Origin of the sequence: Neisseria sp. HMSC070A01, assembly GCF_001810165.1 — a bacterium.
GTDB lineage: Bacteria > Pseudomonadota > Gammaproteobacteria > Burkholderiales > Neisseriaceae > Neisseria.
In genome coordinates this window covers 262,115-277,307 of sequence record NZ_KV800120.1, presented here as the reverse complement: position 1 = coordinate 277,307, position 15,193 = coordinate 262,115, and the positions used below count along the sequence as shown (strand labels likewise).

The following is a 15,193-nucleotide window of genomic DNA, read 5'->3' as shown; positions in this document are numbered from 1 at the left end:
GCCGTCTGAAAAGTTTCAGACGGCCTTTGTTTGACTGACTTACATCAGATGATTTCCAAAATGAAATACTGACGCAGTTTTTCGTACACATTATTTTGTACGTTGATACAACCATTGGTTATGATGCGGTCGGCCACATTGGGAGAAGCGATGCGTTCCATGCGCCTTTCCTGCGGCTTGAGCGTCCATACCCGGTGTAACGCAAACAGAAAGTCATTTTCTTCTTTGAAGCCGATAACCTCGCCACCGTAACCCGGTTTGCTGGTCATCATCGGCGTCATATTGAATTTGCCTTTCGGCGTGGTCTTACCGATCAATACCGGATGGCACTGACCGTCATCGGCAAAGCAAAGCTCCGCCTTGGCTGTATTGACCACAACTTTTTTGCGTTGGATATAGTCGCTGACAGCATCGGCAGCGGCCAAAGAGTTCAGGCCTACTGCCAAGGCTATACCCAATAGGATCCGTTTCAAATTTGTCCTTATTGACGGATGCGTTTAGGAGCTTCTTTAACGATCTCGCGGATGATCACTTGAGGCTCTTGTTTAGGTGCTGGAGGAGGACATACGGCATCTTTAGGGAATACTGGATTCCAGAAGAAGCTGCGTGCAAATTTGTCTTTATCGAAGATCACTTTGTATTGGCAAGTAGTGATGCCTTCAACGCCGGAAGTGTTTTCAGGGTCAACGCCTACGCCCGGGGTGTAGAAGTGGAACAGGTAGTCCCATTCACGCACGCCAACCATGCCTTCGTCGTAGTGAGGACGGCCGAGGATTTTGTAGATGTCGTCTTTGGTCAGGCCAGGACGCATTTGATCCAACTCGTCAAAAGTCGGGAATGTACCGCGATCATTGTTGAAGGTCAGGGAGTAAGGTTTAGGGAAGCGAGGCTCGTCGGTAGTGCCTTCAGGAGTGATTTTGCTCTTAGTAGCACAGGCGGCCAGCAGGCCGGTAGCCAGCAGGGCAAAGCCCACTTTTGCGATTTTTTTCATTTGATAATCCTTTTATTGATTTTACCAGCCGAACTTTTCAGACGGCCTGTTAGTGCCGGCAGCGAGTTTGCCGGTTTACCCAAATAATGTTGTGCTTCTTAAAGATGTACCCGACGGTTTGACAAACAGAACATCGGCACATTCCGGCAGGGCATTGCGCCTTATCTCCGTTGTATCCGCCTGAATCGGCAGAACCGTTCAGACGGCCCGACTGACATTTATTGTCACTTTGTAACAATTTCACTGCGAGTCAGGCTTGGGGTTTGGAGATGTCCGGTTTTCGATAAATCAGGTTGTATTGCGTAATACCTTGTTATCTTTGTGCTTTAGTTCATTTTGGCATTTGCCGGAGATTAGGTACTTAATCTTTCGGGTGTTATCCCTGCAAATTGTATGCCAGTTTTCCTTTATACGCATAATCTGTGTATGCCAGAATGTTGGCTTTATACAACATTCATATTAACGAACCAGAAACGGATTGTACCTTTTCTCATGCCCGATGCTGGTCATGCGGCCGTGTCCGGCGATAACTTGCGTGTTTTCGGGCAGGGTTAATAGTTTAGCGCAGATATTGTTTATGAGGTCATCATGATTGCCGCGCGGAAAATCTGTGCGACCAACGGTCTCATAAAATAAGACATCGCCTGCGACTAAAAGTCCGTTTTCGGCGTTGTAAAAAACGACTTGGCCGGGGGTGTGGCCGGGAATGTGGAGGACTTGGAAACTGTGGTTGCCGACCTTGAGCGTTTCCCCTTCTTCCAGCCAGCGTGTCGGCGTGAATGACGGAGAAACGGGGAAACCGTATTGCGCCGTCGTTTGCGGAAGGGCTTGGAGCAGGAATTCGTCGTCTTTGTGCGGGCCGAGAACGGGTACGTCGCAGGTTTTCAAAAGTTCAACCACGCCGCCTGCATGGTCAAGATGGCCGTGGGTCAGCCAAATGGCGGTCAGCCTGAGGCCTTTGTTTTGGACTTGTTGCAATAAATAGGGTACGTCGCCGCCGACATCGGTCAAAACGGCTTCTTTGGTTTCATCATCCCAAATCAGCGTGCAGTTTTGACGGAAGGGGGTAACGGCGTTGATTTCAAATTGGAGTGCCATGGGTGTTCCTAGGAAAGGCTTATTTAATGTTGTTTACGTTTCAGACGGCCTTGGATCTATTTAGAATTTAGGTAGTGAACAACCTTCGTTAGCAACGATTTTGCATTCAGGAAGTCCTGATGCTCGACATTTTTGTAGCGCTTTAGCTTCAGCTTTACCTAATTCTGTTACTACTGAGAAAAGCTTCCATTTCTTGCCTAATTTACCTTGTGCAACGGCAATGCAGCCATTTTGTCCCCAAACTTCTATTTTACATGGCGCATTACTTCCTCCTCGTTCACAGGTTTTAATGGCTTCTCTTTCTGCTTCCTCACGAGAATTCATATCAAGTGCACCACCTGCAATGCCAGTTTTAGGATTAAATGCCCAAGCCCCGTGTTTTGAAGGAACATTGATGTTGATAATTTTCGTAGGTTGTCTTTGTTGACGTTGGCCAGATGAGCCACAATTGGAGTTGTAGCCGTATTGGCATAAGCCAGGGTCATTTTGCAACGCGCCTCTGGTTGCATCATAAGTAGGATTAGCAACGCAGACATTAAGGCTTGCCAGCCCCAATAACACAAAAAACAATTTTTTCATTTCAAATCCAATCTATTAGTTATCTAAATCTGTGTCAGTTGACGCACACCGTCATTCATAAGGTTTCCAATACATCGGGCAATTCGGCCAAGCTGTTGAGCATGGCGACATGGGGCAGGGCGGAAAGTTGTTGGGCGGTGTGCGCGCCGGTGGTAACGGCGATGGCGCGGATTTTGGCATTGGCGGCCATTTCTAGGTCGTGGGTGGTGTCGCCGACGACGACGGCCTCTTCCGGTTTAACACCCAGTCGGTCGCAGAGGGCGAGTACCATATCGGGCGCGGGTTTGGACGGATATTCGCTAGCGCAGGCGGTTTCCAGCCAGAAGGCTTGGGTGCCGGTTTGCTCGATGGACCTATCCAGTCCGCTGCGGCCTTTGCCGGTCGCTACGGCAAGCCAATAGCCTTGTTGCTTCAAGCGTTGTAGGCAGGGCAGGGTTTCGGGGAACAGGGTCATGTTGCGGTTGTTGGGATTGAGGTAGTGCGCGGCATAGATCTCAATCAGGGTTTCCTGAACGTGTTCGCTGACGTTGTGGGCAAGGCGGTGGATGATGCCGGAGAGGCTGTATCCGATGAGCGGGCGGATTTGGTCGGCTTCGGGAACGGGCAGGCCGCAATCGGCAAAGCTTTGTTGGAAGGTGTGGATGATGGGGTTGGTGGTGTCGGCAAGCGTGCCGTCCCAGTCGAAAATGATGAGTTTGGGTTTCATGGGTTTCCTTTCAGACGGCCTTTTCCTGATTTTCCAACATTAAAACGAATTGCGCCAATTCTTGCGGCAGGGGCGCTTTCAGAATCAGTTTTTCGCCGGTCAGCGGATGGGCGAGGTGCAGCTCGGAGGCGTGCAGGAACATTCTTTTCAAACCGAGTTTCTGCAGGCGTTTGTTGGCTTGATAGTCGCCGTAGCGTTCGTCGCCGGCAATGGGGCAGTCTTGCGATTGCAGGTGGACGCGGATTTGGTGGGTGCGGCCGGTTTTCAGGGTGGCTTCGACAAGGGTCAGGTCGGATAGGCCGACTTGGTGCAAAAGGCCGTCTGAAAAACGGTTTAACACGCGGAAGATGGTGTGGGCGGATTGGCCGTCTTCGCTGACGCGCACCATTTTTTCGTCTTGTGCGCCGGTGTATTTGAACAGGGGGAGCTTGACGTGGAAGCGGTCGTTCGGCAGCCTGCCGACACCCAGCGCAAGATAGATTTTTTTCGGATGGTCGTTGCGGATGGCTTCGTGCAGTTTCACCAAGGCGCTGCGTTTTTTGGCGATCATTAAAAGGCCGCTGGTGTCTTTGTCGAGGCGGTGGACGAGTTCGAGATAACGCGCTTCGGGACGGGCGCGGCGGATTTGTTCGATGACGCCGAAGCTCACGCCGCTGCCGCCGTGGACGGCAACGCCGGACGGTTTGTTGATGACCAAAAGCGCATCGTCTTCGTAAACGATGTCAAATTCGCGCGCGGGCGCGGCCTGGCTTTCAGACGGCCTTTGTTTTTCGGCGGTGCGTATCGGCGGAATGCGGACGGTATCGCCTGCCTGAATGCGGTTGTCGGGTTTGCAGCGTTTTTTGTTCAGCCGCACTTCGCCGGCGCGGTGATGCGGTGGATATGGCTTTTCGGTACGCCTTTGAGGATTTTTATCAGATAGTTATCAAGGCGTTGGCCTTCCTCGTGTTCGGCAACGGCAATCAGGCTGACTGAATCTTTGCGTATTGCGTGCATTTTCTCTATAATCCCAAACGTCCGTTTCGGGACCCGAACCTGCCGTCGCAGGCCGTCTGAAACGGATTTATTGTTAAAACGAGATTTTATATTAAAAACGCACTCCGCAAAGCATTTCCTTGTGTTTGTTCAAAGCCGGCAAACGCAATCCCGTAATTAAGTTTGAATTGAACCTGCCGTCCGGCCGGGCGTAAGACGCAGTCCGCGCAGTACCGTCCGAAATTACCGGCGCTACGATAATAAGAAGATGTAGGCTGCCTTCATTTTGTCCGAAACATCAGCATTCGGACGGCAGCGGAACCATCAACCTTTCCGCCGCATTGTTCTTTATTTCCTTCTTTATCCGAATCCGTCCGCACATGGCTTGAGTTCAAGCATGCAACCTTGCGGATTTCAAATCAAAAACTGGTTACACAGGGGTTCCCCCATCTTGCCTTTGCAGAGTGCCAACCGGACAGACAGGCCGTCTGAAAAAGATATTCACAAATCAAACGGCCGCTGTTCACGAGGTGACTATGAAAAGAATGTTATTCAACGCAACGCAGGCCGAAGAGCTGCGCGTTGCCATTGTCGATGGCCAAAACCTTTTGGACTTGGACATCGAAACGCTGGGCAAAGAACAGCGTAAAGGCAATATCTACAAAGGTATCATTACCCGCATCGAGCCGTCGCTGGAAGCGTGTTTCGTCGATTACGGAACCGACCGCCACGGCTTTTTGCCGTTTAAGGAAGTGTCGCGTTCGTATTTCCGCGACTACGAAGGCGGCAGGGCGCGTATTCAGGACGTGCTCAAAGAGGGCATGGAAGTTATCGTCCAAGTCGAAAAAGACGAGCGCGGCAACAAAGGCGCGGCGCTGACCACCTTCATCAGTCTGGCCGGCCGCTATCTGGTATTGATGCCGAACAATCCGCGCGGCGGCGGCGTATCCCGCCGTATCGAAGGCGAAGAGCGCCAAGAGTTGAAAGCCGCCATGGCAGAACTCGACATTCCGAACGGCATGAGTATCATTGCCCGCACCGCCGGCATCGGCCGCAGCGCGGAAGAGTTGGAATGGGACTTGAACTACCTCAAACAGCTCTGGCAAGCCATTGAAGAAGCAGGCAAAGCACACCATGACCCTTACCTGCTCTTTATGGAAAGCTCGCTGCTGATTCGTGCGATTCGCGACTATTTCCGTCCCGACATCGGCGAGATTTTGGTGGACAATCAAGAAGTTTACGACCAAGTTGCCGAGTTCATGAGCTACGTCATGCCGAGCAATGTAGGCCGTCTGAAACTCTATCAAGACCACACGCCGTTGTTCTCCCGCTTCCAAATCGAACACCAAATCGAAAGCGCATTCTCACGCAGCGTCAGCCTGCCGTCAGGCGGCGCGATTGTGATCGATCACACCGAAGCCCTGGTTTCCATCGACGTCAACTCCGCGCGCGCCACACGCGGCTCGGACATCGAAGACACCGCGTTCAAAACCAATATGGAAGCCGCCGAAGAGGTCGCCCGTCAAATGCGCCTGCGCGACTTGGGCGGTTTGGTCGTCATCGACTTCATCGACATGGAAAACCCCAAGCACCAGCGCGATGTTGAAAACGTCCTGCGCGACGCGCTCAAAAAAGACCGTGCCCGCGTGCAAATGGGCAAACTTTCGCGTTTCGGCCTTTTGGAATTGAGCCGCCAACGTTTGAAACCGGCTTTGGGCGAAAGCAGCCATGTTGCGTGTCCGCGCTGCGCCGGTACCGGCGTCATCCGCGGCATCGAATCCACCGCCCTGCACGTTTTGCGCATCATTCAAGAAGAAGCAATGAAAGACAACACCGGCGAAGTACGCGCACAGGTGCCTGTCGATGTTGCCACCTTCCTGTTGAACGAAAAACGCGCCGAGCTGTTTGCGATGGAAGAGCGTTTGGATGTGAACGTCGTCCTGATTCCAAATATCCACTTGGAAAACCCGCACTACGAAATCAACCGCATCCGCATCGATGACGTAGAAGAAGACGGCGAACCGAGCTACAAACGCGTTGCCGAGCCGGAAGAAGACGAATCCGCCAAACCTTTCGGCAGCGAAAAAGCCAAAGCGGCCCGTCCTGAGCCTGCCGTCAAAGGCGTGCGCCATACCCAGCCTGCGCCGACTGTCGCCCCTGAGAAAAAAGCCTCTTGGTGGGACAGCTTCAAAGCCTGGTTGAAACGTATTTTCGGCGGCGAGCCTGCGCCTGCCGCAGTCGCTCAAGAGCCTGCCGAAAAACGCACGGCAAACAACCGCGGCCAAAACGGCGACCGCCGTTCGAGCAGCCGCCGTCAAAATCCGCGCCGCAACAACAAACACGACGGCAGCAAAGTTGAAGTGCGCGAAGTGAATGCCGAAGCCGCCGACAGTAAGTTTGAAGAAAGCAAATCAAACGAAAGCCGCAACGACGAGCGTAAAGAAAGCCGCCGCAGCCGCAACCGCAACAACCGCCGCGATGAGCGCAACAACGATCGCAACCGTGTCGAGGAAGCGGTTGAAGACGTAAACGTTCAAGAAGTGGCCGCACTGGCTGAGATGCCGTCTGAAAACCAAGCGGAACAAAACGGCAATAAACGCCGCCGCAACAACGGCCGTAACGAGCGCAACCGTAACCAATATGCGGAAAGCCATGTTGAAGACGCAAACGTTCAAGCCGATAGCGAACAGGCGCAAGCGGAAGCGGACGACAATGCCCGCAGCGAAGAGGGTGTGAAAAACAACGGCCGTCAAGGACGCGAACGCAACAACCGTCAGCGCAACAACCGCAACGACCGCCGTTCAAACAGCAAAAAACGCAATATTCCGTCTTCGGCAAAAATCGAGCAATACCTGAACATTACCGACACCGCCGACAAAGTCCTCTTTGCCGTGGCGCATGTTTTGGGTTTGAACGAAACGGTTGAAGCTGAAAATGTACCTTTGCCGCAGGAAGATGATCATGCCGAGCCGCTGGTGATTGTGGTATCCGAGCCTGAAGTTACCAGCGCAGAGCCATTCGTATTTGCCATTGAAAGCGAAGACGAGCCTGCCGTCGCGCAAACTGAAAGCGCCGATGCCGAACAAGCCCTGCTTGCATCTGCCGTCAGCAACGTCAAAGAAGCTATTTCCGCGGTATTGTCTCCGAATGAAACTGCCGTTGCAGAAGTCGCAGAACCGGTTGAAACAGCAACTGAAACTGTGGCGACGCAAACTGAGGCCGTAGCTGAAGCAGCGCCTGTTGCCGCTGTTTTGCCGGAAGGTTTGGGCGATTTGATTTTCGTTGAAACCGATCCGCAAGCCGTTGCCGCTTTTGCCGCGCAGCCGCAACCCGAATCGGTTGCCAAAACACGCCGTTCGGATGTGCCTAAAGTAGAAGTGGAAGACGTAGCAGTCGAAATGATTTTGGTGGAAACACGCAAAGACTAAGATTGGTTTTCCAGTTAAAAGCCCGATGTTGAACGCATCGGGCTTTTTTACAGGAGAAGTGCTACGACTATAGGGAATAGTTAAGAAAAGGAAATTTCTTTTGAGGAGGGTGAGAAGTATGAAGCATCAAGAAGTTGGAGTTCTCGATATTTAGAGCTCAGAATCATTGCTACCTTGAAAGACTTAGCCTTTACATAGGGTTGGTCCTGTATAAAAAATAAGATCATGGAAGTATGAATATGAAATTAAGATATTTTGAATTAGATAGACCTTATGTGGAAAATCGCCAAAGGATCGAGGAGTTGATGGACTCAGCTTCATTAAGATACGAGGAGGCCAGGATAGAGGACTACAATCAAAATTGGAAATGCCATAGAAAAGCGTTTGTATATGAATCGAAGTGTATGACATCTATGTTGGAGCGACTCTTCAAGCCTGTTCCAACTAAGGATTGTTGGAAAATCATCATAGAATGCATGGATAAGGTCTGCAATCCTTGTATCATAAACTTACTTGGTGTCTATACTGTTCAGGTTCCATTTGATTTTTGTACCTATGAAGCTTTAGATCCTGTTGATAAGAAAAAGATGCTCTTGGCTGCTTTAGTTGAAGGGGCAAACCGTGTGTTTCATAAGCTTTCTATTCCATTCTGCTTACTTGGGGATGTAGTGAATGAAATAGAAAGAAACCATTATGAAAATAGTTGGGTATGGAAAAAGAAAAAGATTCAATCCACCACTTTTTCCATTCAAGTGGAACATCAGATCGATAAAGTTGACTTGTTTTTGAATATTGAAAATAAAGACAAGAGTATTCGTCATTTGATTAAAACCTGTCCTGCTCATGAAATGGATTATGGCGTTTATCTTGGTAAATTAGAGGTAAATGATAATTTCCTTTATCTATTGGGTAAAAATAATGAGGTCGTAAGCAAGGTTTCTATAAATAAATGAAGGATAGCTGCTTGTAGTTTTTCTTAAACAGCCAACTATGTCAGAGCGATGGAGTTAGAAAAGGCCGTCTGAAATGGTTTCAGACGGCCTTAGTTTGTGTGTATGTTTGGGTATTGTGATTATTTTTTGTTCAGAGAGTCACGGATTTCGCGCAACAACAGAACTTCTTCGCTAGGCTCTGCCGGTGCTTCTTCAGCAGGAGCTTCGGCTTTTTTTACGGAGTTGATGGCTTTAACCACGCAGAAGATGGCAGCGGCGATGATCAGGAAGCTGATCACGGTGTTGATGAACAGACCGATATTCAGGGTAACGGCACCGGCTGCTTGGGCGGCTGCCAAGTTGGCGTAACCTTCTGCAGGAGCGGCTTGTGCGCCGTCTTTCAGGGTAATGAACAGGTTGGAGAAATCAACGCCGCCGATCAACAGACCGATAGGAGGCATGATTACATCGTCAACCAATGATTTGACGATGCCGCTGAATGCTGTACCGACAACCATACCGACTGCGAGGTCGACAACGTTGCCACGCATAATAAATTCTTTAAATTCTGAAGCGATTGACATAATTAATCTCCTGTATGTGTTTGAGTCAAAATCAGATGTGATTCAGTTAATCGGCAGGCATCTTAACGCTTTATTAGTTAAGAAGAATTCAATAATGTTAAATTTTGTATTTCATGCTAAAAGTGCCCTGCTTCTATGCCTTCTGTATGAAAAACAGGCCGTCTGAATTTTTTTTGTTACTTTTTTGCACCACTTTTTATCAGCGGCTAAGTATCAGATAACATGAATGTTATCTTTAGAATCAATGCTCTATCGGAATTTCAGATTGGGGTAGAATGATAATATAATAATGTTGAAAACATAATCATTGAAAGCCTGTAAAGGTAATGTTTCGTATCCGTATTTGACTTTCAGACGGCCTTTGGGGTTATGCAGTTATTCAAGCTATAATGTAACGGTCATAAAAAACGCACTTTCATGATGAAAGTGCGTTTGGTGTGTAAACCGTTTAGTTTTCTTCGTCGTTCAGCGCGTTGATGCTGTAACCGCCGTCAACGTAGGTAATCTCGCCGGTGATGCCGGAAGCAAGGTCGGACAAGAGGAAGGCGGCGGTGTTGCCGACTTCTTCGGTGGTAACGTTGCGGCCCAGTGGGTTGTGGGAAGCGACGTGGCCTAAGAGTTTGCTGAGATCGGCGATGCCGGAAGCGGCCAGGGTTTTGATCGGGCCTGCGGAAATACCGTTGCAGCGGATGCCTTCTTTGCCCAGGCAGGCGGCAGTGAAGCGGATGCCGGCTTCGAGGCTGGCTTTGGCCATGCCCATAACGTTGTAGTTAGGAATGGCACGAACGGCGCCCAAGTAGCTCAGTGCAACGATTGCGGCGTTGCGGCCCTGCATCATCGGACGTGCGGCTTTGGCCAGCGCTGGCAGGCTGTATGCGGAGATTTCATGAGCGGTGTTGAACGCTTCGCGGCTGATGCTGTCGAGGAAGTCGCCGCTCAAAGCTTCTTTAGGGGCGAAACCGATGGAGTGAACGAGGCCGTCCAAGCCGTCCCAGTGTTTGCCCAAGTCAACGAAAACTTGGTTGATTTCGTCATCGCTGGCAACGTCGCAGCGGAACACGAGTTCGGAGCCGAGTTCGGCAGCCATTTTACGGACGCGCTCTTCCAGTTTGTCGACAACATAAGTAAATGCCAATTCCGCGCCTTGTTCGCGGCAGGCTTTGGCGATGCCGTAAGCGATGGAACGCTCGGAGATCATGCCGGTAATCAGAATTTTTTTGCCTTGCAAAAAGCCCATTTTCTTATCCTTTAGCAGTGGTATTGCGGTTGCATTAAACTGCGCATTATAGCAAAAACCGCTGTTTCGGCATAGAAAAAAACGGATAACTCTTTGTCTTGCCTCAAATAGGGATAAGGTTGTCTGCCGAGGCCGTCTGAAATCTGACGGAATAGCGGCAAAACGTTATACTTGATGGTGTTAATGACTGATGTTTCAGGAGTAAACCATGCCCGAGCAAAACCGCATTCTTTGCCGAGAACTCAGCCTGTTGGCGTTTAACCGCCGTGTACTGGCTCAGGCGCAGGATACGAAAGTTCCTTTGTTGGAACGTTTGCGTTTCCTGTGCATCGTGTCTTCCAATTTGGACGAATTTTTTGAAGTGCGCATGGCGTGGTTGAAACGCGAAAACAAACTGCGTCCACATCAACTGCTCGACAACGACAAAACCGCAGCCGAAACCATCGAAGCGGTGGCAAAAGAGGCGCAGGCCTTGATTCGCGAGCAGTACGACCTGTTTAACAAAGTATTGCAGCCTGCACTCAGCCGCGCCGGCATTCATTTCTATCGCCGCCACAAATGGACGGCCGCGCAGAAAAAATGGATCGAAAACTATTTCGACAACGAGCTGTTGCCCATTCTCACACCCATCGGCCTTGATCCGTCACACCCGTTCCCGCGCCCGTTAAACAAATCGCTCAACTTCGCCGTCGAACTCGAAGGCACGGATGCGTTCGGCCGTCCGTCAGGAATGGCGATTGTGCAGGCGCCGCGCATTTTGCCGCGCGTCGTCCCCATGCCGTCTGAAATTTGCGGCGGCGATGCAGGCTTTGTGTTCTTGTCTTCGATTTTGCACGCCCATGTCGGCAAACTCTTTCCCGGCATGAAGGTTAAAGACTGTCATCAGTTCCGCCTCACGCGCGACAGCGATTTGACGGTCGATGAAGAAGACTTAAAAAACCTGCGTGCTGCGATTCAAAACGAATTGCACGACCGAGAATACGGCGACGGCGTGCGCTTGGAAGTAGCGGATACTTGTCCGGCGCATATTCACGACTTCCTGCTTGCCCAGTTCAAGCTGACTTCTGCCGAGCTGTATCAGGTCAAAGGGCCGGTTAATTTGGTGCGCCTCAATGCCGTCCCCGATTTGGTGGACAGGCCGGATTTGAAGTTTCCGCCGCGCAATGCAGGCCGTCTGAAAGCCTTGCGCAAAAACGGCTCCGTATTCAAATTGGTCAAACAGTCGCCGATTTTGCTGCACCACCCGTATCAGTCTTTTGATCCGGTTGTCCAAATGATACGCGAAGCCGCGGCCGATCCGGATGTGTTGGCCGTTAAAATGACCATCTACCGTACCGGCAGCAATTCCGAGCTTGTACGCGCATTGATGAAGGCCGCGCTGGCGGGCAAGCAGGTTACCGTCGTTGTCGAACTGATGGCACGTTTTGACGAAGCCAACAACGTCAACTGGGCGAAACAGCTCGAAGAGGCGGGCGCGCACGTCGTGTACGGCGTATTCGGCTACAAAGTCCATGCCAAAATGGCTTTGGTTATCCGCCGCGAAGACGGCGTGCTCAAGCGTTATGCACACCTCGGTACCGGCAACTACCACCAAGGCACATCGCGCATTTACACCGACTTCGGCATCATCACCGCCGACGAACAAATCACTGCCGATGTGAACACTTTGTTTATGGAAATCACAGGCTTGGGCAAGCCGGGCCGTCTGAACAAGCTCTATCAAAGCCCGTTTACCCTACACAAAATGGTCATCGACCGCATCAAGCAGGAAACCGAACACGCCAAAGCAGGCAAACCGGCACGGATTACCGCCAAGATGAACTCCCTCATCGAGCCGAGCGTAATTGATGCGCTGTATCAGGCCAGCGCGGCAGGCGTGCAAATCGACCTGATTGTGCGCGGTATGTGTACTTTGCGCCCGGGGGTAAAAGGCTTGTCCGAAAACATCCGCGTCCGCTCCATTATCGGCCGCCAACTCGAACACTCGCGCGTGTATTGCTTCCATAACAACGGCGCAGACGATACCTTTATCTCCAGCGCCGACTGGATGGGTCGCAACTTCTTTCGCCGCATTGAAGTCGCCACGCCGATTACCACGCCCGAACTCAAAGAACGCGTGATCCGCGAAGGTTTGGAAATGGCTTTAGAAGACAATACCCAGGCTTGGCTGATGCAGCCTGACGGCAGCTACGTCCGCACCCAGCCGCAAGACGGCGAGCCTGCGTTTGGTTTGCAGGAAGGTTTGTGGAAAATATACGGGCGTTGAATTGAAGAATGTTCAGGCCGTCTGAAACGCAGGTTTCAGACGGCCTTTTTTGATTTTGCCGTTATAATTCCGTTTCCCAATCTTTCAGACGGCCTTTTTTTATGAAATCCTACCCCGATTCCTATCTCCATTTTGAAAACCTCGAATCTTCCGAAACGCAAAACTTCGCCGCTGAAGCACATGCCGAAACGCGCGTGCGTTTTTTAGAAAACGACAAAGCACGCGAATTGTCTGACGGCATTTTGGCGCAGATGCAGGACACGCGGCAGATTCCGTTTTGTCAGGAACACCGCGCGCGGATGTACCATTTCCATCAGGACGCGGAATATCCGAAGGGCGTGTACCGCGTGTGTACGGCGGCGACTTACCGTTCGGGCTATCCTGAGTGGAAAATCCTGTTTTCAGTGGCGGATTTCGACGAATTGCTCGGCGACGATGTATATCTGGGCGGCGTGTCGCACTTGGTGGAAAAGCCCAACCGCGCGTTGTTAACACTGAGCAAATCGGGCGGCGATACGGCGTACACGCTGGAAGTGGATTTGGAAGCGGGGGAGTTGGTAGAAGGCGGTTTTCACTTTCCGGCAGGCAAAAACCATGTGTCGTGGCGCGATGAAAACAGCGTGTGGGTATGTCCGGCCTGGGACGAACGCCAGTTGACCGAATCGGGCTATCCGCGCGAAGTGTGGCTGGTGGAGCGCGGCAAGAGTTTCGAGGAAAGCCTGCCGGTGTATCAAATTGCCAAAGACGGCATGATGGTAAACGCGTGGCGTTACCTCGATCCGCAGGGTTCGCCGATTGATTTGATTGAAGCGTCGGACGGTTTTTACACCAAAACCTATTTGCAGGTCTCAGCCGAAGGCGAGGCGAAACCGTTAAACCTGCCCAACGATTGCGACGTAGTCGGCTATCTGGCTGGACATCTTTTGCTGACGCTGCGCAAAGACTGGAACCGCGCGAACCAAAGCTATCCGAGCGGCGCATTGGTGGCAGTAAAATTAAACCGCGGCGAATTAGGCGCGGCGCAGCTTTTGTTTGCGCCCGATGAAACGCAGGCATTAGAAAGCGTGGAAACGACCAAGCGTTTTGTGGTGGCGAGCCTACTGGAAAACGTACAAGGCCGTCTGAAAGCATGGCGTTTTACCGACGGCAAATGGCAGGAAGTCGAACTGCCGCGCCTGCCTTCGGGCGCGTTGGAAATGACCGACCAACCGTGGGGCGGCGACGTGGTTTACCTTGCCGCCAGCGATTTCACCACACCGCTGACGCTGTTTGCATTGGATTTGAACGTGATGGAACTGACCGTCATGCGCCGTCAGCCGCAGCAGTTCGATTCAGACGGCATCAACGTGCAGCAGTTTTGGACGACTTCAGCCGACGGCGAGCGCATTCCTTATTTCCACGTCGGCAAAAACGCCACGCCCGACACGCCGACCTTAGTCTATGCCTACGGCGGTTTCGGTATTCCCGAATTGCCGCATTATTTGGGTAGCGTCGGCAAATATTGGCTGGAAGAGGGCAATGCCTTTGTGTTGGCGAACATCCGCGGCGGCGGCGAATTCGGCCCGCGTTGGCATCAGGCGGCGCAGGGAATCAGCAAACATAAAAGCGTTGATGATTTGCTTGCCGTCGTGCGCGATTTGTCCGAACGCGGTATCAGTTCGCCCAAACACATCGGCTTGCAGGGAGGCAGCAACGGCGGCCTGATTACCGCCGCCGCCTTCGTGCGCGAACCTCAAAGCATTGGCGCGCTGGTGTGCGAAGTGCCGCTGACCGACATGATCCGTTATCCGCTGCTCTCCGCCGGTTCAAGCTGGACGGACGAATACGGCAATCCGCAAAAATACGAAGTCTGCAAACGCTGGCTGGGCGAATTGTCGCCGTATCACAATCTTTCAGACGGCATCAATTATCCGCCAGCGCTCATTACCACCAGCCTCAGCGACGACCGCGTCCATCCCGCCCACGCGCTCAAGTTCTACGCCAAACTGCGCGAAACCTCGCCGCAATCTTGGCTCTACTCGCCTGACGGCGGCGGCCATACCGGCAACGGTACGCAACGCGAATCCGCCGACGAACTTACCTGCGTATTGCTGTTTTTGAAAGAGTTTTTGGGGTAGAAAGAACCTTGTTTGATTTGTCTGCTTATGTCAGGCCGTCTGAAAGGGCGGGAAATAAAGTGAGTTTGATGGCGTTTCGAGGCCTTATTTAAGGCATTTTTGATTCGTCTTATACTCCCGGCAGGCGCGCGAAAATGGAAAGAAAAAACGGCGAAAACCTGTTTTTCAGACGGCCGTGATTCACGATAATCAAACTTAACCCTATGATATCAAATAAAAACAATTTCCTGCTTGTAGGTTAAAATCAGCCTATGCTAATATGCGCAACAACAGGTTTTTA

General features: G+C 51.5%; 11 protein-coding genes and 1 pseudogene. 4 read left to right on the top strand and 8 right to left on the bottom strand.

The window, feature by feature from the left end; genetic code table 11:
* Nucleotides 1-44: 44 nt before the first annotated feature.
* The 6 genes and pseudogenes from HMPREF2711_RS04440 to HMPREF2711_RS04415 all read right to left on the bottom strand — a co-directional run bounded on the left by HMPREF2711_RS04440 (nt 45) and on the right by HMPREF2711_RS04415 (nt 4,370).
* The gene (locus HMPREF2711_RS04440) at nt 45-473 is read right to left on the bottom strand and encodes a hypothetical protein (protein WP_003748039.1); all 429 of its coding nucleotides are present in this window, start codon (nt 471-473) and stop codon (nt 45-47) included.
* Nucleotides 474-481: 8 nt separating this feature from the next.
* A complete protein-coding gene (locus tag HMPREF2711_RS04435; RefSeq protein WP_003748042.1) occupies nt 482-991 on the bottom strand; it encodes an outer membrane protein assembly factor BamE in 510 nt (169 codons plus the stop codon).
* Between the two features lie 459 nt (nt 992-1,450).
* Nucleotides 1,451-2,089: an MBL fold metallo-hydrolase gene (locus tag HMPREF2711_RS04430; RefSeq protein WP_003748043.1), complete on the bottom strand. Its 639-nt coding sequence runs from the start codon at nt 2,087-2,089 to the stop codon at nt 1,451-1,453.
* A 60-nt stretch (nt 2,090-2,149) separates the two neighbouring features.
* Nucleotides 2,150-2,668, bottom strand: a complete 519-nt coding sequence (locus HMPREF2711_RS04425; RefSeq protein ID WP_003748045.1) for a DUF4189 domain-containing protein — start codon at nt 2,666-2,668, stop codon at nt 2,150-2,152.
* Nucleotides 2,669-2,723: 55 nt separating this feature from the next.
* A complete protein-coding gene (locus HMPREF2711_RS04420) occupies nt 2,724-3,374 on the bottom strand; it encodes an HAD-IA family hydrolase (RefSeq protein ID WP_003748047.1) in 651 nt (216 codons plus the stop codon).
* A 10-nt stretch (nt 3,375-3,384) separates the two neighbouring features.
* A pseudogene (locus HMPREF2711_RS04415) lies at nt 3,385-4,370 on the bottom strand (RluA family pseudouridine synthase).
* A 515-nt stretch (nt 4,371-4,885) separates the two neighbouring features.
* Between HMPREF2711_RS04415 and HMPREF2711_RS04410 the strand changes: the two are divergent.
* Both HMPREF2711_RS04410 and HMPREF2711_RS04405 read left to right on the top strand, forming a co-directional pair.
* A complete protein-coding gene (locus HMPREF2711_RS04410; RefSeq protein ID WP_003748051.1) occupies nt 4,886-7,777 on the top strand; it encodes an Rne/Rng family ribonuclease in 2,892 nt (963 codons plus the stop codon).
* A gap of 233 nt (nt 7,778-8,010) precedes the next feature.
* Complete coding sequence (locus tag HMPREF2711_RS04405) at nt 8,011-8,730, top strand: hypothetical protein (RefSeq protein WP_196794544.1); 720 nt, start codon at nt 8,011-8,013, stop codon at nt 8,728-8,730.
* Nucleotides 8,731-8,849: 119 nt separating this feature from the next.
* On the opposite strand, the gene mscL is transcribed toward HMPREF2711_RS04405, so the two are convergent.
* Nucleotides 8,850-9,293: a large conductance mechanosensitive channel protein MscL gene (gene mscL, locus HMPREF2711_RS04400; RefSeq protein WP_063076767.1), complete on the bottom strand. Its 444-nt coding sequence runs from the start codon at nt 9,291-9,293 to the stop codon at nt 8,850-8,852.
* Nucleotides 9,294-9,741: 448 nt separating this feature from the next.
* Complete coding sequence (gene fabI / locus HMPREF2711_RS04395) at nt 9,742-10,530, bottom strand: enoyl-ACP reductase FabI (RefSeq protein WP_003748060.1); 789 nt, start codon at nt 10,528-10,530, stop codon at nt 9,742-9,744.
* Between the two features lie 208 nt (nt 10,531-10,738).
* Here fabI and ppk1 point away from each other — a divergent pair, with 208 nt between their 5' ends.
* Nucleotides 10,739-12,796: a polyphosphate kinase 1 gene (gene ppk1 / locus HMPREF2711_RS04390; RefSeq protein WP_070615665.1), complete on the top strand. Its 2,058-nt coding sequence runs from the start codon at nt 10,739-10,741 to the stop codon at nt 12,794-12,796.
* Nucleotides 12,797-12,897: 101 nt separating this feature from the next.
* Nucleotides 12,898-14,913, top strand: coding sequence for a prolyl oligopeptidase family serine peptidase (locus HMPREF2711_RS04385; protein ID WP_070615659.1), 2,016 nt, complete (start codon nt 12,898-12,900; stop codon nt 14,911-14,913).
* The last annotated feature ends 280 nt before the right edge of the window (nt 14,914-15,193 follow it).

Excerpts from the sequence above, each read along its gene's own strand:
- HMPREF2711_RS04420 (WP_003748047.1), bottom strand. The coding sequence starts at position 3,374 with ATGAAACCCAAACTCATCATTTTCGACTGGGACGGCACGCTTGCCGAC.
- HMPREF2711_RS04430 (WP_003748043.1), bottom strand. The coding sequence starts at position 2,089 with ATGGCACTCCAATTTGAAATCAACGCCGTTACCCCCTTCCGTCAAAAC.
- mscL (WP_063076767.1), bottom strand. The coding sequence starts at position 9,293 with ATGTCAATCGCTTCAGAATTTAAAGAATTTATTATGCGTGGCAACGTT.
- HMPREF2711_RS04405 (WP_196794544.1), top strand. The coding sequence starts at position 8,011 with ATGAATATGAAATTAAGATATTTTGAATTAGATAGACCTTATGTGGAA.
- HMPREF2711_RS04410 (WP_003748051.1), top strand. The coding sequence starts at position 4,886 with ATGAAAAGAATGTTATTCAACGCAACGCAGGCCGAAGAGCTGCGCGTT.
- ppk1 (WP_070615665.1), top strand. The coding sequence starts at position 10,739 with ATGCCCGAGCAAAACCGCATTCTTTGCCGAGAACTCAGCCTGTTGGCG.
- HMPREF2711_RS04385 (WP_070615659.1), top strand. The coding sequence starts at position 12,898 with ATGAAATCCTACCCCGATTCCTATCTCCATTTTGAAAACCTCGAATCT.
- HMPREF2711_RS04425 (WP_003748045.1), bottom strand. The coding sequence starts at position 2,668 with ATGAAAAAATTGTTTTTTGTGTTATTGGGGCTGGCAAGCCTTAATGTC.
- fabI (WP_003748060.1), bottom strand. The coding sequence starts at position 10,530 with ATGGGCTTTTTGCAAGGCAAAAAAATTCTGATTACCGGCATGATCTCC.
- HMPREF2711_RS04435 (WP_003748042.1), bottom strand. The coding sequence starts at position 991 with ATGAAAAAAATCGCAAAAGTGGGCTTTGCCCTGCTGGCTACCGGCCTG.